The 21,432-nt window shown below is 51.7% G+C and carries 18 protein-coding genes; 14 read left to right on the top strand and 4 right to left on the bottom strand.

Annotated elements, in window-relative coordinates; genetic code table 11:
- Positions 1-141 precede the first annotated feature (141 nt).
- From D5270_RS09500 to D5270_RS09475, 6 genes are all read left to right on the top strand, one after another.
- On the top strand, positions 142-1,092 hold the full coding sequence (locus D5270_RS09500) for an ABC transporter permease (RefSeq protein ID WP_166543882.1): 951 nt from the start codon (positions 142-144) through the stop codon (positions 1,090-1,092).
- Positions 1,093-1,105: 13 nt separating this feature from the next.
- Positions 1,106-2,023, top strand: coding sequence for a carbohydrate ABC transporter permease (locus tag D5270_RS09495; protein WP_166543881.1), 918 nt, complete (start codon positions 1,106-1,108; stop codon positions 2,021-2,023).
- Positions 2,024-2,109: 86 nt separating this feature from the next.
- Complete coding sequence (locus D5270_RS09490) at positions 2,110-3,777, top strand: ABC transporter substrate-binding protein (protein WP_166543880.1); 1,668 nt, start codon at positions 2,110-2,112, stop codon at positions 3,775-3,777.
- 88 nt (positions 3,778-3,865) lie between these two features.
- Positions 3,866-5,650, top strand: a complete 1,785-nt coding sequence (locus D5270_RS09485) for a sensor histidine kinase (protein ID WP_166543879.1) — start codon at positions 3,866-3,868, stop codon at positions 5,648-5,650.
- Entirely contained in the window at positions 5,647-6,906 is a 1,260-nt protein-coding gene (locus D5270_RS09480; RefSeq protein ID WP_166543878.1) for a response regulator transcription factor, read from the top strand. The genes D5270_RS09485 and D5270_RS09480 overlap by 4 nt, the downstream gene beginning before the upstream one ends.
- A 23-nt stretch (positions 6,907-6,929) precedes the next feature.
- Positions 6,930-7,097, top strand: a complete 168-nt coding sequence (locus tag D5270_RS09475) for a helix-turn-helix domain-containing protein (RefSeq protein WP_166543877.1) — start codon at positions 6,930-6,932, stop codon at positions 7,095-7,097.
- 98 nt (positions 7,098-7,195) lie between these two features.
- Here D5270_RS09475 and D5270_RS16760 read toward each other — a convergent pair whose 3' ends face one another.
- Positions 7,196-7,390, bottom strand: coding sequence for a cobalamin B12-binding domain-containing protein (locus D5270_RS16760; protein ID WP_243150309.1), 195 nt, complete (start codon positions 7,388-7,390; stop codon positions 7,196-7,198).
- A gap of 17 nt (positions 7,391-7,407) precedes the next feature.
- Entirely contained in the window at positions 7,408-7,782 is a 375-nt protein-coding gene (locus tag D5270_RS16755) for a B12-binding domain-containing protein (protein ID WP_330587453.1), read from the bottom strand.
- Positions 7,783-8,149: 367 nt separating this feature from the next.
- Here D5270_RS16755 and D5270_RS09465 point away from each other — a divergent pair, with 367 nt between their 5' ends.
- From D5270_RS09465 to D5270_RS09435, 7 genes are all read left to right on the top strand, one after another.
- Complete coding sequence (locus D5270_RS09465) at positions 8,150-8,863, top strand: LytR/AlgR family response regulator transcription factor (protein ID WP_166543876.1); 714 nt, start codon at positions 8,150-8,152, stop codon at positions 8,861-8,863.
- Entirely contained in the window at positions 8,860-10,224 is a 1,365-nt protein-coding gene (locus D5270_RS09460) for an ATP-binding protein (RefSeq protein ID WP_166543875.1), read from the top strand. Before D5270_RS09465 ends, D5270_RS09460 begins: the two co-directional genes overlap by 4 nt.
- 15 nt (positions 10,225-10,239) lie before the next feature.
- The gene (locus D5270_RS09455; protein WP_166543874.1) at positions 10,240-11,133 is read left to right on the top strand and encodes a hypothetical protein; all 894 of its coding nucleotides are present in this window, start codon (positions 10,240-10,242) and stop codon (positions 11,131-11,133) included.
- Between the two features lie 277 nt (positions 11,134-11,410).
- The gene (locus D5270_RS09450; RefSeq protein WP_166543873.1) at positions 11,411-13,027 is read left to right on the top strand and encodes an S-layer homology domain-containing protein; all 1,617 of its coding nucleotides are present in this window, start codon (positions 11,411-11,413) and stop codon (positions 13,025-13,027) included.
- 21 nt (positions 13,028-13,048) lie between these two features.
- Positions 13,049-13,594, top strand: coding sequence for a hypothetical protein (locus tag D5270_RS09445; protein ID WP_166543872.1), 546 nt, complete (start codon positions 13,049-13,051; stop codon positions 13,592-13,594).
- Between the two features lie 3 nt (positions 13,595-13,597).
- Complete coding sequence (locus D5270_RS09440; protein ID WP_166543871.1) at positions 13,598-15,016, top strand: MBOAT family O-acyltransferase; 1,419 nt, start codon at positions 13,598-13,600, stop codon at positions 15,014-15,016.
- Positions 15,017-15,047: 31 nt separating this feature from the next.
- Positions 15,048-16,439 (top strand): alginate O-acetyltransferase AlgX-related protein, encoded by a 1,392-nt coding sequence (locus tag D5270_RS09435; RefSeq protein ID WP_166543870.1) that lies wholly within the window; start codon positions 15,048-15,050, stop codon positions 16,437-16,439.
- Positions 16,440-16,577: 138 nt separating this feature from the next.
- Here D5270_RS09435 and D5270_RS09430 read toward each other — a convergent pair whose 3' ends face one another.
- Positions 16,578-18,194 carry a response regulator transcription factor gene (locus tag D5270_RS09430; protein WP_166543869.1) on the bottom strand — a complete coding sequence of 539 codons (1,617 nt, stop codon included), beginning with the start codon at positions 18,192-18,194 and terminating at the stop codon, positions 16,578-16,580.
- 64 nt (positions 18,195-18,258) lie between these two features.
- A complete protein-coding gene (locus D5270_RS09425; RefSeq protein WP_166543868.1) occupies positions 18,259-19,860 on the bottom strand; it encodes a sensor histidine kinase in 1,602 nt (533 codons plus the stop codon).
- A 308-nt stretch (positions 19,861-20,168) separates the two neighbouring features.
- Between D5270_RS09425 and D5270_RS09420 the strand changes: the two genes are divergently transcribed.
- Positions 20,169-21,398, top strand: coding sequence for an MFS transporter (locus D5270_RS09420; RefSeq protein ID WP_166543867.1), 1,230 nt, complete (start codon positions 20,169-20,171; stop codon positions 21,396-21,398).
- The last annotated feature ends 34 nt before the right edge of the window (positions 21,399-21,432 follow it).

Here is a 21,432-nt window from a genome sequence, read left to right as displayed (position 1 = left end):
TACTTTCACGATTTTAAGTTTGTATGATAATAACTGTTTAACTCACTTGAAAATAGTGAAACTTTTTAATAAAAATGTGCTATACATCTAGTCGTGGGGTCTGGTAAAATATAAGCATAGTAAAAAGGAGGGGTTACTTTAATGACAATGAAGAAACAACGCACAGCCTCGTCTGTGCCAAAGAAAACTAGCCTTTGGAAGAGGATACTGCTGAACTGGCAGGTATACGTACTGCTTCTTCCGGGCCTGATATGGTACACTATATTCTGTTATATGCCAATGGGCGGCCTGAGCCTGGCCTTCAAGACCTATAAGGCAAACCTTGGCATATGGATGAGCCCATGGATAGGCCTGCAGAACTATGAGTTTGTATTTCGGGACCCGGATTTCTTCCGGGCGCTGGGCAATACGGTGGTAATCAGCTTTTGCCGTATACTGTTCCAGTTCCCGGTACCAATAATCCTTGCCCTGCTGATAAACGAGATACGGAGCCAGCGGTACAAGAAGGTGCTGCAGACTATCTACACCTTTCCGCACTTCCTCTCGTGGGTAATCGTGGCGAGCATTATGCTGAACCTACTTGGCAATAACGGCACAGTAAACGCCATGTTAAGCGCACTAGGTATGGAGCCCATAAACTTCCTGGGAGATGAGAAGATATTCCGGCCCATGCTCTATATTACCGAAAACTGGAAGGGGGCAGGGTGGAGCGCCATTATCTATATGGCGGCTATATCGGGCATAGACACCGAGCAGTATGAGGCCGCTGACATAGATGGAGCCGGGCGGCTGATGAAGATGGTGTATATCACCCTGCCCTGTATAAAACCAACCATCGTCGTAATGTTTATTCTCGCCGTGGGAGGTATCATGAACGCCGGGTTTGACCAGATATTCAATCTCAGCAACCCCGCCGTGCGGGACGTCTCGGACATTCTCGATACCTACATCTACCGGATAACCTTCCAGTCCTCGGCTGACTTCTCCTTCTCCACAGCCATATCCCTGTTCAAATCCGTTATAAACTTTATTTTCCTGATTTCCTGCGACCGCGTCTCAAAGCTGGTCGGTGAAAACGGACTGTTTGCCTGAGGAGGTCACCATTATGAAGAAAAAGATAAAGGAACCCGTCTCCTCCATTGTCGGGGAGAAGAAGGTGGACGGTACGCTTATCGTCTCATACACGCTGCTGACCCTGTTCGCCATTATAATCATCGTACCCTTCTTCAACGTGCTAGTCATCAGCATAACCTCTGAAGGGGAGTACGTCCGCTCGCCCTTCGTGCTCTTTCCAGCAGAGCCCACCTTTGACTCGTACAGGGCCCTGTTCGCGGACGGCCGCATATGGATAGGCTACCGCACCACCCTCACAATCCTGCTGCTGGGCCTGCCGGTGAATATGCTCCTGACGGTCTGCACGGCCTATGCCCTCTCCAAGGCCGACTTCCCCGGGAAGAAGATATTCATGCTCTACGCGCTGTTCACTATGTTCTTCTCCGGCGGCATTATACCTCTCTATCTGCTGATAAAGTCACTGGCCCTGACAAACTCCATATGGTCGGTGGTCATGGCCTCGGGCATTAACACCTTCTATCTAATTATTATGAGGAACTACTTTTTGTCCCTGCCAAAGGAGCTCACAGAGTCTGCGAAGATAGACGGCGCCAATGAGTGGGCCATACTTTTCCGTATAATACTGCCCCTCTCAACGCCGATTCTCGCCACCATCACGCTGTTCTACGCAGTGGACAGGTGGAACGAATGGTTTAACGCCATGATATTCATCCGGGACATGGAGAAGACCCCATTGCAGCTGGTGCTGCGCTCCATAGTGATAGACGCCCAGATGATAGACTCCTCGGTTCTCGGGGGCTCCTCGGCGGCAAGCGAGAGCATGACCCGGTTTGCCACCGGCATGAAGATGGCGGCGGTGGTAGTGACAATGGCCCCCATAATGGTGGTATACCCATTTCTGCAGAAATATTTCGTCAAGGGAGTGCTTGTGGGAGCCATTAAAACCTAAGTCCCGGTTATCCGGGCACAATAAGCTTCGGAGCAAACGGATAATTCCGTTGGCCCAATACAAATTCTATTCAGGAGGAAAGAACTATGAAACTGGCACGAAAACTAACCGCAGCCATATTAGTGTTGGCTCTGGTGCTAAGCCTTGGGGCCTGCGGCGGCTCTGGCGGCAGCAGCTCCACGCCGGGCGAATCCAAGACCGAGTCCAAGCCGGAGTCTTCAGAAGCCTCTGAGACCACTGAGAGCTCTGAGCCCGAAACCGGCGATACCCCGGATTACAGCGAGAAGCTGACTATCTCCTGTGCCGCCGTCGCAATGGTGGAGGGCGTTGACTACAACGCCGACGAGCTCTCAAAGCATTTCCAGGAGAAGTTCAACATCGAGTGGGAGCCCATAGCCCTCACCTGGGACAACTGGGGCGAGAAAAACCGCATTTGGATAAACTCCGGCGACATGCCCGACTTTGTAATGTGGGACTTCAACTACGGCGACTACATGAACTACACCGATCAGGGTCTTATCCGCAAGCTTCCCGACGGCTGGAAGGAGCGCTGGCCCAACATGGCAAAGGTCTATAAGAACACCGGCATTGCCGACTCCCTAGAGGAGAAGGTGGGCGGCGCCTACATGATTCCAAGGGTAATCTACCTTGACATGCCCACCGACCCACTGGTCTCCCATACCAACCTCTGGATACGCCAGGACTGGGCAAGGGACGTGGGCTTCGAGGTGAAGGAGAAGTATTCCCCCAAGGAGATTATGGAGTATGCCCGCCTTATTAAAGAGGCCGACCCTGTGGGCAACGGCAAGACCCTGCCCATAGACATGAGCCCGGACAACTTGGCGGCCCTCTTTATTAGCCCCTATAATGCAGAGTACGCCGACTTCCACAAGGATGAGAGCGGCAAGTATATCTGGGGCGCTGCCGAGGAGAGCACCCTTGAGGGTCTGAAGCTCTACTCCGAGGCATACCGCGAGGGCCTTATCAATGCCGACTTCTTCGCTCTGAAGAATCAGGAGGAGGTCACCCACTACTATTCCGGCATTGCAGGCGCCACCTACTACCAGGGCTTTGGCCGCAGCCTGAAGCTCACCTCTGAGCGCTACGCCGAGAACGCCGGCGGTGACCCCAAGACCGACCTGCACATGGCGTACATCGTGGGCGACGACGGCAAATTCCACGCAAAGGAAATCTCCAACTACTGGACAGCCTCTATATTCTCACCCACTATGGACGACAAGAAGTTTGAGCGCCTGATGGATTTGCTGGAGTACTCCGCTTCCGACGAGGGGCAGAACCTTATCCGCATGGGCTTTGAGGGCAAGGACTGGTCCAGGGATGATAACGGCGACATCACCATCCTCCGCGAAAAGGGCGAGGACGGCAACTTTGTAAACCTCGACACCATCTATCCCTCTCTTAACCCGCTGTACAATAACCTCTCCATCCTCCCCGATGGCTTCGGCCTGGTTGACCCGGGCCTTGACAAGGACATTATGGAGATAGTGGACGAGCGCTTTGCAGGCAAGCAGAGGGACGGCTGTGACCAGGGTACAGTGGTGCCCATCGACTGGGATTTGAACTTCTTCACATCCCCCAACTACGAGAAGACCAAGTATAAGTACGGCGAGGAGTTCGCAAAGCTCATCGTCATGGACGGCGACATCGAGGCCAACTGGAGAGCCTGGGTTGAGGAGAAAATGCCCCAGGTAAACGTGGTGCTGGACGAGATAAATGCCGAGTTCGGAAAGTAAAAAAAGTAAATAGCGCGGAAATGGCTGCCCGGTTTTACCGGACGGCTGTTTCTGCTGTATGCGGCTCTGTGATTTTGGAGGGATGAGAATGAAAAAAAGGACCCTGCGGACGATTCTAAACCGGCTGACGCTTATCTCAATGATAATGATAATCCTTTTCGGCATAGTCTTTTACCGGCTCACGGACATGCTCAGCCAGAACAGGTCCCTTGAATACTTTGAGGGCCTCTCCGCGAAGGCCGAGCAGAGCGTATCGGCATACCTCAACGAGCTACAGCGCACCGCCTCCCTTGCAGCCTATTCCCGCAGCGTGCAGGTTTTTCTCTTTGAGAGCAACACCTATTCCCGGGCCGAGGCCCAGCGCGCTGCTACGGACCTTCTGTCCAGCATAATCTCTTTCTCCCCAGGTCTTTGCGAGATTGCCTTTGTAAACCTGAAGGGCAACTTAATCCAAAGCACCGGCGAGCACGCTGCCTTTTTGCAGGCAGTTGTAAAGGAGCAGGGCTTCAGCCCTCAGGAGCTGGGCAAGGAGAGCTTTTTCTCAAAGGTAATCTATAACACCTCCTCTCCTACGGACAGGCACACGCCCTATTTTCTCTATGTGTCCCCGGTATACTCTCTCATAGAGGGGGACTTCTCGGCATATCCTGCAGCTACATGTCTTATGCTTCTGAAGCTTGAAAATCTGACAAACCTCCTGATGGAGGGCTTAAGTGTGCAGAACGCCAGGATTATTCTCACCGAGGGGGACGATATGGTGTTTACCAGCAGCCCCTTGGAGGACGAAGCGGCCCTTTCGGAGATACCCTACGGCGGGAGCTCAATTAAATTTAACGGCGTAACCTCCCTCACCTACCGCCGCAAGCTGGAGGGCACCCTCTGGAGCGTGGACATTATCGCGCCGGAGGCGGTCTTCTCAAGGGACCTTATACCCATTAAGAAAGTGATATTTCTTTTTCTTTTAACCTGTATACTGGTGCAGACCCTTATGCTGGTTGCAGGCACAAGGCAGCTTACTTCACCCTTAAAGCAGCTTCTCGGACGGATTCAGGAAATCGACCTGACCCGGGAGAGCAATACCCGCATTGGGCCTGTGCAGGTGGAGGAGATGGGGCTGCTGGCAGACAGCATTAACGATATGCTTGACAAAATCGAGGAAATGGAGCAAAATCAAAAGGAGACCCAGCGGGCATTGTACCAGACGTCGCTGCTGAAAAACCAGGCCCAGCTCCAATATTACCGCAGCCAGATAAACCCCCATTTCCTGTATAACACCCTGGAGTGCATATCCTCCATGGCCCGGGTCTATAAGGTGCCGTATATCGAGAGCATCTGCACCTCCATGGCTGATTTATTCCGCTATTCCATCAGCGACGCCTCTGTAGTGAGCCTGAGCCAGGAGCTGGCCCACGCCGAGAACTACTTTAACATCATCTCCCAGCGGGCCTCCAACAGGTACTCCCTGAAGGTTTCCGTACCCGGCGAATGCCGGGAGCTGCGTATGCAGAAGATGGTCCTGCAGCCCCTTCTGGAAAACTCCATCAAGCATGGATTTGAGGAGAAGGACGGGCCATGCAGGCTGCTTATACGCGCGTCCGCAGAGGATAACGGCGAGACCTGTATCCTGGTAGCCGACAACGGGCTGGGCATTCCTCCGGCAAAGGCGGCGGAGCTGAACCAGCAGCTCCAAGAATACCTGGACGAGCCCGCGCAGCACGCCGAGGCCTATGCTGGAGTGGGGCTTATAAACATCAGCCAGAGGCTGAAGCTGGAGTATAAGGGCAGGAGCCGCATGGAGCTGCAGTCGCGGTACGGATACTATACCTGCGTAAAAATCTGGCTGCCGCCAGAGGGAAAGGAGACGACAGAATGAAGCTTCACACCGTTATGATACTGGACGACGAGGAGTGGATAGTACGCGGCCTTGCCGAAATGCTGGACTGGGAGGAGCAGGGTTTTACCGTTGCAGGGCAGTTCACGGACCCTGAGCTGGCCCTGCAGAACATCCGCGCCCTGGAGCCGGATTTGCTCCTTTTGGACATCCATATGCCGAAGCTAAGCGGCGGGGTACTGATGGATATGATTAGGGAAGAGGGTATACCTACGGAATTTATAATCCTCAGCGGCTACAGCGACTTCTCCGTGTCCCAGAAGGCCATAAACCACGGGGCCTACGGTTATCTGCTAAAGCCATTGAAGACCCAGGAGCTGGTGGCGGCACTCAGGCAGGTAAAGCACACCCTTGAGGAGCGGGAGCAAAGGGAGATAGCCATTCCCATCGACCCCATGAACTATGAGGCATTCTTCCAGCACGCCTGGCGGGGCAGGGAGACGGCGGCTGAGGCAGGGAAGGCGTACCAGCTTATACTCTCTGACGACGGCGCACCCGGCCCCTTACCGGCCTTCGAGGGGGCCGTGACCTCGCGGGCGGTGAGCGTCTACGGCGGGAGGGTACTCTATATGGTGGTCTCGCGGGACGGCAGCGAGCCGTGCAATCTTGAGGCGCTGAAAAAATACTGCCAAAGAGAGGGCATCCCGTCGGGGGTGAGCCTTGTGGGGGATTCCCTCAGGGAGTACCACAACATGTTCCGGCAGGCAAACTGCGCGCTGTGCTGCGCAAGGCTCCAAAAGCGCTCTGACTGCTACCTATATACACCCCCAAACCTCACGGAAGTCGCCCGGTGGTTGGGCACGCTGCAAAAGCTCTATGAAGAGAAGGACAGCGAAAAGCTCCGCTGGGAGATATCCCGCCTTGCCGACCAGTGGAAGGCACAAGGGAATCCGGCCTCGGTGCTGATGCTCATTTCACAGCTCACCTATTCGGTCATCCCCAGCAAGAAGCTGGACTCAAAGGTACAGGGCCTGAACCTGGAGAAGTTCCTGTACGACGACATCTCCTCAAAATTCTCAAATATTGCGGAGCTTTTCGACTATCTCACCCAGCTTCTCAGCACAGACCAGCCTGAGGGGGAGGACTTCGGGCAGATACCCACCACGGTCTCGGATATAAAGGAGTACCTGTACCAGCACTACTCAGAGCCGGTCACTTTAAACCGTATCGCCCGGGAGTTTTACCTGACGCCCTCATATCTCTGTGAGGTTTTTAAAAATTCACCGGCTGCACCATAACAGGCTACCTTCTGAAGCTGCGAATGGAAAAGGCAAGCGAACTCCTCCTGGAGACAGAGCTCTCCCTTGCGGACGTGGCGGCTCAGGTGAGCTACAGCGACTACAATTATTTTTGCAGGCTGTTTAAGAGGTATTATAATGTGCCGCCTGCGGCGTATCGGAAGGAGAAGCGGGAATCACACTTTTCCTGACAGCAAAGTAGAGGCCCTGATTCCCATGGCCTTGGCAGGCAGCGGAGTTTCAGTATGCCTGGCATTGCTATTTCATAAGAGGGCCGCTATACGCTTCTTTACTTCCTGCAGAAGGCCTCTGTTACCGGCGCACCGCCTATCATGACCTTTACCCTTCCCGAGAGCTCCGAATTTGCTTTCACCAGATCCACCACATTTTTCATCTCGCCCATGGTGGTGGTAAGCAGGGCAGAGCAGGAGATAATATCGGAGTTATGCTCTTTTGCGGCAGCGACAAACTGTTCTGGTGCCATGTCAATGCCAAGGTCTATTACCTCCAGCCCTTGCCCTCCATCATCAGCTTCGCAAGATTTTTGCCGATATCATGGAGGTCGCCCTTGACAGTGCCTATAACCACCACACCCTTGGTCTCAACTCCTGCTTCCATTAGGTGGGGCTTGAGCACTTCGACCCCGCCGTTCATGGCCCGGGCAGCAATAAGCACCTCCGGGACAAAGACCTCATTATTCTTGAACTTTTCACCGATAATGCCCATACCGGCTAAAAGGCCCTCCTCCAGGATGCTCTTGGGCGGCAGGCCGCTGTCGATGGCCTCCTGCACAAGCTCCTTGACCTTTGGGCTGTGCCCTTCTGCAAAAACGTGCTGATTTCCTGCAATAATTCCTGATGCTCCATGGCTTTTCACTTTCCTTTCATGATTCGACAGCCTGCCGCATTTTAAGCGCGACGGCGGTTTTCCTTATATTTTTTTGGCGCTGGCCTTTTAAAGATTATAGCAAAGAGCCTGCGGGAGAAGCTAGCAATATCTTACTGTTTTTTTGATTATATTGTTTGAATTTTATATCGGGCCTTTCGGCGGTTGAGGAGAAATGAATTTTAGAGCAGAAATTATAGCCGCTCTAATGAGCTGGATGTTCAGCCAGAGCGCCGAGTGTATACAAGACTTGTTGCTGGTGCAGATATCCCACTTGCGCTGTCAAACCGTCCGGTTGCGCCGGGCGGCTTCATTTATATGCAGTTGAAACCGATAAGAAAATAGAGGAAGGCTAAGTATGATAAGAATTGTAATTTGTGATGACGAATCCGAAACCCGCGCATATCTTTTGTCCTTAATACAGGCACAGCCTTATTTGTGCGAAGTCGTGGAGCATAGCTCTGCTACGGCTTTTTTAGCGGACCCCCGGGAAACCGACCTGCTGCTTTTAGATATAGAGCTGGCTCCCGGCAGCCCAGACGGTATGGACCTTGCAGAAAGAATCAGGGAAAAATGGACAGGGCAGCAGCCAATCATAATCTTTGTGACCGGCTACGAGCACTATGTTTTCGACGCCTTTGATGTGGACGCGTTCCAGTACCTGCTGAAGCCGGTGGACGAGGAGAAGTTTGCCAAGGTTTTTGCGCGGGCTGTCGCGCGGATTGAATCTGCCAAAGAGAAACCGGCCCTCACACTTCAATTTGCAAACACAACCAAAACAATTTCTTTGGACGATATCTATTATATCGAGAGCAGCAACCACAAGGTTATACTCCACTTGACAGACGGCGAGTTTGCCAGCTACGTAAAAATCGGCGATTTGGAGCTGGAGCTCCAGGGACATTTTTTCCGCGTACACAAGGGGTATCTGGTAAATCTCTCCTATGTTGCGGGCTACACCAAAACGGAAGTAGCGCTGACAAATGGGGCAAAACTTTTAATTTCCAAATATAAGTACCAGGAATTCGTCAAGGCATACCTGCGCTTTCTGAAAAAGGGGGTAGGGCTATGAGCGAGGCTGGGTTCCAGGTGTTTAACATGCTCTTTCCCATCGGCGTGGAGCTGCTTTATGCCGTCTGCCTGGCCCTGTTTCTGCACCCATTTTTAGGGGAGCGCCGGAAATGGAAGGCAGCAGGGGTGTTTGCAGGTCACCTGCTCATATCATTGCTATGGGACTGCCTGCCCGCGCCACAGGGGACATTTTCACTAATTGTGCTAACGCTGATGGTTGCCGCCTCACGGTTTTTGGAGCTAAAAAGAGCCATATCCTTTTTGTTGGGTCTGCTGTTCTGGAATACCAAAATCGCCAGCGCCCTGACGGTGGAGAGCTTGTATTTTGTGGCGGAACGACTCTTTCCCCAACCTATTGAGCCTCCGGAGGCTGTTTATCTCCGCTCAGCACTTTTACTTACCATACTGATTTTATCCCATGGGATTGTGCTGGCAGCAATGCTTAACTTCCTTCAGGGCCTGATAAAAAAGCGCAGGCCTGCCCTAAACTGGCGTGAGCTGTGCTATCTCAGTGTCATCCCGGCGGCAGGCGTCCTGTTCGGTCAGGTGATTTCCAACCTGCTGATTGAGGTCAAGGACGGAATTTTACTGGAGCTCTACGAGCGGCACCCAGCATTCCTTGGGGTGGTACCGGCGCTGGCCCTGCTGTTCTATTGTGGAGCCTGCCTGACCGTTTCTATCCAGCAGCGCATGGACACTTTGCGGGAGGAGAGAGAAACCTTATTTGTGGAGCGCCGGCAGACAGAGGCCATCCGGGAACGCATAAGGGAAATGGAGCGGTTTTACGCCCAGGTGCGCGGCTTGAAGCACGAAATGCGCGGACATCTGACCAATCTCAAAGGGCTGGCAAGCACAGGGGCATACGACAGCCTTGCAGATTACATCGCAAAAGTCGACGGCAGTATCCGGGACTTTGAGGTGCCGCTTCAAACAGGCAACCCGGTCACTGACGTGATTATCAGCGATGCCCGGCGGCAGAGCCAGGACTTGGGGGTTCGCTTTCAGACGGAGTTTTACTATCCTGCGGCTGGCTACGACGCCTTTGACATAGGGATTGTCCTGCAGAATCTGCTGAGAAACGCTTTGGAGGCCTGCGAAAAAGTTGATAAAGGAGGGCGCTTTATTTCGCTGACTGTAAGGCGCAAGGGCAGGTTCTTTTTGATAGAGGTAAAAAATCCTTTTGCCGGAGAGGTGATATTCGGACCGGACGGACTGCCTGTCACAACGAAAGAGGACGCGGCTATGCACGGAATTGGCCTTGCCAATGTGCGGCGGGTTGCAGAGAAGTATATGGGCGGGCTGGAGGCCGGATTTGAGAAGCAGGTATTTACCGTTACGGTGATACTTCAAAATATTGAATAATTTGGAGGGAATATTATGGCAATTTCATCAGTAAATAACAGCTATGGGTATCAGGGGATGGCTGCTAAAAGTATGGGAGCAGACCATGCGCAGGCACTGAAGGAAAAATTCAGTTACTTTAATTCTTCTGCTTCAATTAGCGGCATTCCAACATCAGTTTCGGTATCACCGTCTTTCCTGGAGAAATGCGCCCATGACCCGGAGAAAGCCACCTTTTTAGAGGAAAACCTGGCGGCTATCCCGGAATGTGTTTCTTCAGTAAAAACAAATTGCCTTGGAACAGTGACAAATATCAGCTATCAGTTTGACGGCAACGGCGAAATCACAGTCATTATGTCCGGTACAAATGACCCGGATGGAAAAATTGCGAAAGAGAACGCTGAAAAGAAGGCCAAAGAGCAGCAGGCGGCGAAAGAGCGGCTGATTGACCGCAGAAATAATTCAATCAGGGCAAAGGGAAAATCTATACAGCTTGCGACAGAAAAATTGATTAAAAATGTGGGACTGCCCGAAGCGTGGAAGCCTATTTCCAAAGTCGACAGTATTGAAATATCCGAGGAAGGCCGCCTGGCGGCAGAGCGGGAGAAGGCAGCGCAGGCCGAGCCCGCTGAGGAGGAAGACGATGAGGTTTCTGAGAGCCGTGGGGGCAAGGTGGCGGTCAATGAACATAAGCGTGCCCGGCAGATTGCAGCGGCTAAGTGCCAGAACGATGTAAGGCAGGTAATCGCCATGCTGCAGAAGGATATGTCCGACTGTAAGGCAGGACTGGAAAAGGGATGGTGCGACGAAGCAGAGATTGCCAAGGTACAGGCCCTGCTGAACTCTGCCCAGGCGAGGCTGAGTCAAGTGCCAAGGGAAGCGGAGGATGATTTGGGAATCAGTGAGTTTGACCTGGCAGGATTGATGTAAAGAGAAGAGAGTGGGAATTATTCCCACTCTCTTCTCTTTACTACAAATATAAACTAAAGCCAAAGTGGGGGCTATCAAAAACTGTACCTTTTGATAGCCCCCACATATTTAATTATTTTAGCACAAACCGGCTCGAAATTCAATACTTCATAAAGATTTCTGCGAGATTTTTTCCATATTTTTCCTGTAACCATAAGTCCTATCAAAAGGTACACTTTATGAAATGTTTGTATTATGATAGAACACCCAAAACTATCCAGGAAGGAAAGATGAAAACATGAAAAAGTTTCTTGCCGCTCTGCTTGCGGCCGGTATTTTGTCCACAGTAATCCCGGTCGCGGCCCAGGCTGCTGACAGCAGTACGCCTTCTACAGACTACACTCAGGTACAGGATAATAATGATAATCAAGACGTTCCTGACGACACAGAAAACTCTGACAATATGGAAAATCCGGACGATGCGGATACACCTGATGACACAGAAAATCCAGACGGTACAGAGACCCCTGGCGACACGGAAATCCCTGACGATACAGAAAATCCTGATGGCACAGAGACTCCAGATGACACGGAAAATCCTGATGATATAGAGAATCCGGACGACACAGAGACCCCTGATGATACAGAAGACCCCGATGACCCGGAGAAACCCGAATTCCCCGGCCTCGAGATGACAGAGCACCGTGTCTATATTAAAGGCAAGGGCGACCTTGTCCGTCCGGGCGGTCAGCTGACCCGCGCCGAGGCTGCCCAGATAATGTACAGCCTTCTTGAATACGAGCCGGAGCTCACAGGCTCCAAGACCTTCCCCGATGTGAAGGAGACCGCCTGGTACGGTAAGCAGGTGCTGGCCCTTGCGGAGATGGGCGTAATAAACGGCTCCGGGGACGGCACATTCCGCCCGGATAAGCCCATTAAGCGCAATGAGTTTGTGCAGATACTTACACAGTTCTTTGATACGAAAGGGGAGGAGATACCTGCCGCCAACTTCCCGGACGTGAATCAAAACGGCTGGGACGCGCCCGCTATAAACTATGCCGCCGCTAAGGGCTGGATATCCGGCTCCCCCGACGGTACCTTCCGTCCCAATAGTTATATCACCAGAGCAGAGGCCATCACTGTGGTGAACAAGGCTCTTGGCCGTGAGCCGGACATTGAAAAGCTAAAGTCCGACGGCTATGCCCTGGTATTTCTGGACCTGTCCTACTCCCACTGGGCCTACGGGCAGATAATGGAGGCCGCTTTGGAGCATATCCACCATGAGGACGGCGGCTGGATGGACTACACTGTTCCTAAAGCCGAGCACAAGCCGGGCAATTACCTTATCGGCGGTGAGCTCTATCAGGTGGACAGCTCCGGGCACTGGGTTCGCAATAAGACAGACGGCGTGTTAAAATTTGACAATAACGGACGCTACACCACCGGCAATGCCACTTTAGATAAACAGCTCACAGCTATGGTGAAGACCTACACCAAGGATGGCGACAGCAACCTCAACAACTTTAAGCGCCTCTATAACGAGCTGTCGAAATGGCCCTACCGGGCGGGCAGCTACCTTGGCGTTGGTGCCCAGGACGGTCAGACCGGCTGGGAGGACACTATGGCTCTGGAAATGCTGAGGAACCGCAAGGGCAACTGCTACCGCTACGCAGGGTTATGCACCTACCTTGCCAGGAAGATGGGCTTCCAGGCCACAGGTATCTCCGGTCAGGTGAATGTCCAGGGCCGGGGCTTTGTGCTCCATGGCTGGGTGGAAATAAATCTGGACGGTCAAATTTACATATGCGACCCACAGCAGCAGAAAGTTTGGCCCAGGGAAAACCTGTTTATGAGAAAATACAGCGAGTTTACAGCTGCAAGGCGTTATCGGGTGAAGAATATTATAAAGAAATAATCTTGAAAGAGGTATAGACAAATGAATAAACTTGGATCCATCGTTTTGGGGGCCGTTACTCTTACCCTGGCCCTGAGCCTTGCCGCCTGCGGCGGGGAGGGCTCGGCTGCCGGACCGTCTCCGTCGCCATCGCCCAGTGCGGCCCCAACTGCCACACCAGAGGCCTCTCCCACGCCTAAGAAGGCCAATCCCAGCCCTAAGGCGACGGCGGCTCCAACGCCTACCACGGCCCCGACTGCAGCTCCTGCTGATACGCCGGAGCCACAGGCCACTCAGGAGGAGGCTCCAGACCCAACCAAAGCTCCCGACCCAACACAGCCTCCCGCGCCTACCCAGGCTCCAACCCCGGAACCAACTCCGGAGCCCACCCCCGAGCCGGCCCCTGACCCCTATGCCTATATCGGCAGGGACATCAACGCCTTCTATGCCGTTTTCGGCTACCCCAACAGCAGTGAATACGGCTCCAGCTGCCTGGGTGACGGTGAGGATGGTATACTATACTACGGCAGCTTCACCGTATACACCTACCGTGCAGACGGCGTGGAAACTGTTCAGGACGTGGGCTAAGCCATGGTATTCAGCTCTCCCGCGTTTCTCTTTGCGTTTTTGCCTGTAACATTTCTAATATACCGCATTATTCCAGGCCGGGGGAAAGCCTCCAATACGGCAAAAAACGCACTCCTGACCCTACTGAGCCTGGTGTTTTATGCCTTTGGCGAGCCGGTCTATGTACTGCTGCTTTTGGCCTCTGTGGTGGTGAACTACCTATGCGGACTGCTGCTGCAAAGGGAAGGCAGGGCCTGGCAGAAGGCAGTGCTAGCGGGGACTGTGGCGGTAAACTTGGGTCTCTTATGCGTGTTCAAATACGCTGGCTTCGCGGTTACAACACTAAACGGCCTTGGTATGTCGCTTCCGGTGCCGGAGATAGCGCTGCCTGTGGGAATCTCGTTCTTTACCTTCCAGGGGCTCTCATATGTAATAGACTGCTACCGCGACCGCACGCTCATAAGCTGCAGCCTGCTAAAGCTGGCGCTGTACATATCTTTTTTTCCACAGCTCATAGCCGGGCCCATTGTGAAGTACCATGACGTTAGCCTGCAAATTGACAGCCGCGAGACAAATCTAACTCTTACGGCTCAGGGCATACGGCGGTTTATTGTGGGCCTCTCGAAAAAGCTGCTCATTGCCAACACTGTGGGACGCATGGCTGACTTGGCTTTCGGGGCGGGCAGCGCCCTTGACATCCGCTCCGCATGGCTTGGCGCTCTCTGCTACTGCCTACAAATCTATTTTGATTTCTCCGGCTATAGTGACATGGCTATCGGCCTGGGGAAGATGTTCGGCTTCAGCTTTCAGGAGAATTTCAATTACCCATTCGCCAGCGGCTCCATCCAGGAGTTCTGGCGGCGGTGGCATATCTCACTGTCCACCTGGTTTCGGGACTATCTCTATATCCCTCTTGGCGGCAACCGTAAAGGGAAGGCGCGCACACAGCTAAACAAGTGCCTGGTATTTTTCTGCACTGGCCTATGGCACGGGGCAAGCTGGAACTTCGTGCTCTGGGGCCTCTGGCATGGGGCGTTTATCATCCTGGAGGGTCTGCTGCCGCCTCCCGGAAAGCTTCGTCGGACCCTCTGGAGGCCGCTGACCTTGCTGGTGGTACTGCTGGGATTTGTGCTTTTCCGGGCGGAAACCCTTGCCCAGGCGGGGGATATTTTCATAAATATGGCGGCAGGATTTCACTTTACCCTAGAGGGCGCAAGCCTTCTGCGGGCCATGCTCACCCCGATGAACCTGCTGGCTGTGACCGCTGGATGCGTCTTTTCGCTGCCGCTGCTGCCCAGGATAAAAGCGCTGGCAGAGGACGAAAACACCGGGGCTGCGGTACTGCACGTCGGGTCGTATGTGTGTGCGGTGGTGCTGTTTATACTGTGTGTGATGCACCTCTCCGGGGCGGAGTTCGACCCATTTATCTATTTCCGCTTCTAGCGGAATACACGAGGAAGTTATGAGGAAATTTTTGTATTTATTTTTTACAACACTGTTTATCGCGGCCTGCCTGCTGCCGGGGGTGGGTATGCTGGCCTTCGGCCCAAGCCCTGCCGCCGGAAATGAAACTGTCAAGGCGCTCCCAAGACTGACAGAGGCGGACGGCTCACTAAATGTAGAACTGCTCTCAGACGCCGCCGCTTGGTTTTCCCAAAGCTTTGGCTTCAGGCGGGAGCTCATTACAGCAGACTCGTGCCTAAAGGCCAGGCTCCTGGGCACCTCCAGCCAGTCCCTGGTGACCCTGGGCAGGGACGACTGGCTTTATTACGCCGAGACCCTGGACGATTTCACCGGAGCGGACACTATAACTCCCAGAGAGGCCTATTGTATCGCCCGCTCCCTGAGCATAGCCCAGGATTATACTGAGAGCCAGGGCGCGGATTTCCTGTTTACCATCGCGCCAAATAAGGCCAGCATTTATCCACAGCATTTGCCGAAGAACCTGCAAAAATCCATCGCGCCAAAGGAGTATTCAGCCCCGGTAATAGCGGCAATGGAACAGCAGGGGGTGAACTACGCAGACCTGTTTGGCCCGCTGAAAAATCAGGAGGAGGTATTGTACTTCGCCACAGACTCACACTGGACCAATAGGGGCGCTGCGCTGGCCCGCGATGTGCTGCTGGACGCCCTTGGTCTGCCGGAGGAGTCAGCATTCTCAAAGCCCGGAGACTACCGGCCTACCCATCGCGGGGACCTATATGATATGCTCTATCCCGCCTCGTCTCATCTGGACTTAGAGTACAGCTTCGCCCGGCCGCTGGAGTTTTCCTATGCCCGGCCCATCCGGAATGTAGACGACCTGCGCATTGAGACGTACAGCGCCTCAAACAACGGCCCCCTGCTGATGTTCCGGGACTCCTTCGGCAACGCCCTGCACAGCCTAATGGCAGAAAGCTTTTCATCTGCGGTCTTCTCCCGGGCCATGCCATACAATATGGAGCTGACAGGGCAGAGCGGGGCAAAATATGTTATAATTGAGCTTGTGGAACGCAACCTGCCGCGCCTGGCCGAAGCCCCATTTTTAATGCCGTCGCCTCAACTGGAAGACTGGCAGGCGTTTTGGGGCGAAGACTTTTTCACGGAAGATAATCGCTGTCAGGAGGCCACCAACTTTAGCGTGGAGCAAGCAGGGATGTACCAGAAGGTAACTTCGGACTTAGAGGCAGAGTGTGACGAGGATTCACCGGTGTACCTGGCGCGAATGGCGGAGGACGGCAGTACCAGGGTCTGGGAGGCTTTCCCGGTCTACACTGGAGAGGGAACGGCCTGCACTGGATATCTGCCGGATGACGTTGAGGAAGGGAGTGCCATATACATGGTGTTCCACGAGGACGGACGGTGGAAATGGGCAGGTAAAAATTGAAAAAAGTTAGAAAAAGCGCCCTCAGCGAATTTGAGGGCGTTTTTGTCTAGCCATATGCAACCGTTTGACATGCGGTTATAGTTGTGCAGTATAATTTCTGCACCGCCAACTTAAAACATAAGAAAAACATCCCCACAGTCAATCACGGAGAGCCCGCCCCGCAAATTTATTTCTGTATTCCCGGGGCGTAACCTGCTCCAGCTTTTTGAAAAGATAAGCAAAATAGGAAAAATTGTGATAGCCCACATCTGAGGCAATCATGCTGATGGACAGGGAGGAATTTGCCAGCAGGTCCTTTGCTTTGGAAATGCGGCACTCGATGATATAATCCTTCAGGGTCGTACCGATTTCCTTTTTGAAAAGCCTGGTAAGATATTCCGGATTTAAATGGACGAAGTCGGCAATCTCTTTTATAGACAGTTCGGAATTATAATGGTCTATGACATAGCTTTTTGCGCGGCTGACGTAATCCTTTTCAGTATCCTCTGTTTTCTGGCTCTCCTTCATGGCGTTTGTAAGAAAATCAACAGTTTTCATCACTGCGTCAATGGTTGAGAAACTGTCCATACAGTCCTGAAAGGTGAAGTCCTTTGAAAAAATTGAGCTGACCTCCACATTGTTTTTATAAAAGTAAATCAGGAAAAGGTTGATAATCTGCTGATGGGTTTTCTTTAAAAGCTGCAGGCTGTTGGGCTTATCCAAAATGTTTCTATTTAGATAGAGCTGGATTTCTTTTTTCAGCATAGGGAATGACCCTGTGCGCAGCAGGGAATCCCAGTATTTCTGGTTGGCGGAAGTATCGGCATTGGCTGGCGGGTCCGAGGCATTTGCAGTGGAGGTGTTAAAAATACCGGACCTGCTTGAAACATTGTTGCCGATACATGTGTTTGCATAGTGAATCTCCTGGAGGACATTCTTGTACTCTACCGGGTCTGAAAAATAAAGGGTTATGCTTTCGGTTTCCAGCTTTTTTTGCAGAGTATGGAAAAACTCGTCTATGCGTTCTTCGTTCAAGGGTTGGGTCTCGCTGTTATTGTCGATGATAAATATGGAGAACATCCGGAATGGGGTCATAACAATAAAATGGCTCAGTGAATCAGTGTTGAAAAGAACAGGAATAGAGTCGTTTATGGTCTTCATCAGATAGCGCTGGGAGGGGTACCCCGGCTCTTTATTGGTGTAAGCATGGATGTCTACCCAGAATAAATGTACCAGGCTGTCCATGGTAAAAGAATATCCGGCTTTGTTCAGGAGCTCCATGCTCTCTTCAATCTCGTCGGCGGTGCCTACATAGAGGTTATTTATAGCCTTTGCCAAAAACTCGTTTGGGTTGCATTTAAACAAAGTGCCATATTCCATCATTCTTCTGTTATTGAAATTCAAATTCCACGCTTCCACGGCTCTTTTCAAGGTCTGGGCGATTGCCTCATAGGGTGCGGGCTGCACGATATAATCAAAGCAGCCCAGCCGTAAACTGCTCTGGGCATAGAAAAATTTTGCATGAGAGGTCATCACAATACGAATGACATTCGGAAAATGCTGCTGCAGGTATTCGATTAGCTCGATACCCGAGAGCCCTGGCATTTCAATATCTGTGACCAGTACATTGATGGCGTTGTCTTCACAGACTTTTATGGCGTCTGCGGCATTTAGCGCCGTAAAAACCATGGAATAGCCGAGCGCTTCAAAGTCAATTCCATGGAGCAGGCCCTGCAGCACGCTTTTCTGGTCGTCCACCAGCAGCAGATTCATCATGCGTTCCCTTCCTTTCGATATTACTACGCCTTGCTAATATTAAGAACATGAGGATATAGGCGCGTTATGGCAGCGGGATGGAGATAACGGAACAGGCCCCGCCGGACGGATGATTATAAAACGCGAATGTATAATTATCCCCATACAGGATACTGAGGCGGTACTTTAAATTGTTGATACCCACATGGTTTTCTTCAAAAGAATACTTTACCCTCTGGTTAATGGCGTCCAGCACATCCTGTGGATAGCCCTGGCCGTTATCCTGCATACGTATGCACATATAATTGGCTCCGTCCTCTACAATGGTACTCACCTTTACACTGAAAATCACCATATCATTTTTACCGCCGTTATATTTAAAAGAGTTTTCCAGAAAGCTCTGGATGATTAGCGGCGGTACGGGATATTCCTGGAGCCCATCCTCAACGTCCACGTCCAAAAGGAAAATCTTCCCCGAATCCAGAGACAGAATCTGGTAATAATCCTCAATCTCACGCAGCTCCAAAGACAGGGGCACCGTGGAGATATTGTCGCGGAATAAATACCGCAGGTGGTTGGAAAAGGCGATAATCATCAACTTCATCTTGTCGATTTGCCGGTTTTCCAGCATACCGTAAAGGCTTTTCAGGCAGTTGATAAAAAAGTGGGACTTTGTCTGCAGCTGATAATACTGCAAAAGGACGTGGGATTTTTCCTCTTTCTCAGCACGCCGCACGGCTTCAAGCTCGGAAACGGTTTTTGCCAGTGACACCAGGGCTTCCTGAGTTTTCTGCACTTCCTTGATTCTGCTGGGCCTGGAGATGGAATAGTCATGGGTCTTCTCAATCTCTTTTGAAAAATCCGAAATCTCCACAATAGGCATCAATAGCATCCGGTTGGAGATTTTGTAAAATGCCACAAACATAAACACCGTCATGATGAGGAATACCGCAGACATCAGGAAGCGTTCGGACACCAGGGGCACAAACTCTGAGAGAGGGGTAACTACCCCGATACCTGTCTGATATTCCTCAATATAATAGGAAATCACCAGATTGCCGCCGCGCAGTGACAGGTGTGAATTGCTGTCGCTATTCTGCAAATCGGCTAGACTGATATTGCAGGACTCGAGAGCTTCCTGAGAGGTGATAATCTTATCCGAGGAGTAGACGCTTACAATGGAGCCGTCGGTAGGGGAGGGGATAGGGTATTGGCTGGTATATTTCTGCAGGCTGAACAAGGTACACAAGTTCAGCCTGCCTTTTTTGTTCTGTAAAATCAAATAATCGTCATTCACCACTTTTTCGTGAAACCACCGGCCAAAGATGGCGTAATCCTCACAGGCCCTCTCTCCAATCCGGTGGTATGCGGCCTGATAGGACTGTAAATCTTCCGTTGGGAAGAGAGTGGGGAAATAGTAGACTTCATCCTTTTTAGAGTCGGAAAACATATTCACGCAATAGGTGCTGTCGTGATAGTAGATAATCTGCCTAAGGTTATAGAGAGGAGGAAGCCGCTTTGCTTCCGAAGTGCCGTTGGTGGAGAGCAGGGCAAAATTGGGGTCGGAGGCCACTATAGTATGGTTGAAATCACTTTCAGCCCGCAGGTTAGACGACAGATTAGCCATATAGCTCTGTATGGAGACGGAGAAGTCGGACAGGATTGACCTGACAGAATAATAGGACATAAGGCCGGAATAAATCAGAGAAGCGATACCGAATACTAGGATAGTAACTAGGAAAACCCGGCTGGTATATTTTCTTACAGAAAAAGACCGCTGCATATTTTCACGACCTTCCTCTCTGAAGTCTGGGCAGGGCATATAGGTCAGAATAGCAATAGTATAAATCGGAATTGAATATAGAAAAAGGCTGATAAAATTGATAGAATTAAAAAAACTTGCTGATTGCATGGTACATTTTTTATATTATAGTGGAATTCCAACTCATTGTCAATTTATATTTGCTGGAAGTTTCCACGCAGGAGGGAGCTATTTTGTCAGCTAAAAAAGAACAGCTTTGGACCCCTAAATATGCGGTTATCCTGCTTAACATGTTCTGTAACGGCATGGCAGGCATGATGACCTTTCCCATCGTTGCCAAGTACGCCTTGTCCGTTGGGGCCAATCTGACCGTGGCCTCGGCTATTGCAGGCATGATGTCTCTGGTGGCCCTTGTGGTCTGTCCTTTTGCCGGCGTTTTATGTGATAAAGGCAGCCGGGAGCATATACTTATCGTTGCAAATCTCGGCTATGGAATATCCCTCGCCCTGCACTGTGTCTGTGCGTCCATCCCTGCCCTAATTACTGTCCGAATGGCAACAGGAGTGTTCTTTTCGCTCTGCACCGTGGCGAATGTGGCGTACTCCTCAGCCTATATTCCAAAATCCAGGACAGGTGAGGGGATGGGATATGTTGGGCTTTCCACCGTAATTGCCCAGGCACTGGGGCCCATGGTGGGCATGGAGCTTCAGGAAATAGGGGGCTACTCCCTGACCTTCCTGGCGGCGGGAGGCTTTACATTCCTCTGTGTCCTATTGCTTGTGCTCCTTCCATACCCGGTCACATATTCCACTGGCAAGGCACAAAAAGGCCTGCGCCTGAAAGAGCTTTTTGCCGCCAGATTTACATGCTTTATGCTGATGGCCCTTCTGTTCAGTTCCGCAGGTGGGCTTATCAGCACATATTTAGCCATCATTGCGGACGTGAGGCAGATTGCAGATATCACAATGTATTTTACCGTTTTCTCCATCCTCTCCTTAGCCATGCGGCCCGTTACCGGCAGGGTTTTGGACTCCAGGGGAATCTTCTGCCTGATTATCCCGGCTTTTCTGGGCTGCGGGCTCTGTATGCTCTTTGTAGGCATTGGCAAGGCATTATTCATGTTCCTGATTGCAAGCGTCTTCGGCGCCATCGGACAGGGCACGGGGCTCCCGTCCATTCAGGCCCACTGTATAAAGACAGTGGACAAAGCCTCCACAGGCGTGGCGGCCAGCACTATCATGATTGGGCAGAACATCGGCAACGCCATCGCCCCCATAGTCGGCTCATTCTTTATCGGCGCCTTTAGTTACGAGGCGGCTTTTGCCGGGGCCGGTATATTTATCATAATCGCGGAGACTCTTTTAACCTTGGTCCAGTGGAAAATTGGTAGAAAGTATTCCGGTCAATGTCAGAAAAACAATACTAGATGTCAAGAAAGTAGTGGCTTTACCGCTGAAAAATAAGTAAAATTAGACTGTAAACGTCAGATTTTCACAA

This window comes from Acutalibacter sp. 1XD8-36, from assembly GCF_009917525.1.
Taxonomy (GTDB): domain Bacteria; phylum Bacillota; class Clostridia; order Oscillospirales; family Acutalibacteraceae; genus Acutalibacter.
Note: the sequence above shows the minus strand (reverse complement) of the source record. Positions and strands in the feature narration are given on the sequence as shown.

What these genes read in the sequence shown, in the direction of transcription:
- D5270_RS09500 (WP_166543882.1), top strand. Translation starts at nt 142, where the DNA reads ATGACAATGAAGAAACAACGCACAGCCTCGTCTGTGCCAAAGAAAACT.
- D5270_RS09495 (WP_166543881.1), top strand. Translation starts at nt 1,106, where the DNA reads ATGAAGAAAAAGATAAAGGAACCCGTCTCCTCCATTGTCGGGGAGAAG.
- D5270_RS09490 (WP_166543880.1), top strand. Translation starts at nt 2,110, where the DNA reads ATGAAACTGGCACGAAAACTAACCGCAGCCATATTAGTGTTGGCTCTG.
- D5270_RS09485 (WP_166543879.1), top strand. Translation starts at nt 3,866, where the DNA reads ATGAAAAAAAGGACCCTGCGGACGATTCTAAACCGGCTGACGCTTATC.
- D5270_RS09480 (WP_166543878.1), top strand. Translation starts at nt 5,647, where the DNA reads ATGAAGCTTCACACCGTTATGATACTGGACGACGAGGAGTGGATAGTA.
- D5270_RS09475 (WP_166543877.1), top strand. Translation starts at nt 6,930, where the DNA reads ATGGAAAAGGCAAGCGAACTCCTCCTGGAGACAGAGCTCTCCCTTGCG.
- D5270_RS16760 (WP_243150309.1), bottom strand. Translation starts at nt 7,390, where the DNA reads ATGGCACCAGAACAGTTTGTCGCTGCCGCAAAAGAGCATAACTCCGAT.
- D5270_RS09465 (WP_166543876.1), top strand. Translation starts at nt 8,150, where the DNA reads ATGATAAGAATTGTAATTTGTGATGACGAATCCGAAACCCGCGCATAT.
- D5270_RS09460 (WP_166543875.1), top strand. Translation starts at nt 8,860, where the DNA reads ATGAGCGAGGCTGGGTTCCAGGTGTTTAACATGCTCTTTCCCATCGGC.
- D5270_RS09455 (WP_166543874.1), top strand. Translation starts at nt 10,240, where the DNA reads ATGGCAATTTCATCAGTAAATAACAGCTATGGGTATCAGGGGATGGCT.
- D5270_RS09450 (WP_166543873.1), top strand. Translation starts at nt 11,411, where the DNA reads ATGAAAAAGTTTCTTGCCGCTCTGCTTGCGGCCGGTATTTTGTCCACA.
- D5270_RS09445 (WP_166543872.1), top strand. Translation starts at nt 13,049, where the DNA reads ATGAATAAACTTGGATCCATCGTTTTGGGGGCCGTTACTCTTACCCTG.
- D5270_RS09440 (WP_166543871.1), top strand. Translation starts at nt 13,598, where the DNA reads ATGGTATTCAGCTCTCCCGCGTTTCTCTTTGCGTTTTTGCCTGTAACA.
- D5270_RS09430 (WP_166543869.1), bottom strand. Translation starts at nt 18,194, where the DNA reads ATGATGAATCTGCTGCTGGTGGACGACCAGAAAAGCGTGCTGCAGGGC.
- D5270_RS09425 (WP_166543868.1), bottom strand. Translation starts at nt 19,860, where the DNA reads ATGTCCTATTATTCTGTCAGGTCAATCCTGTCCGACTTCTCCGTCTCC.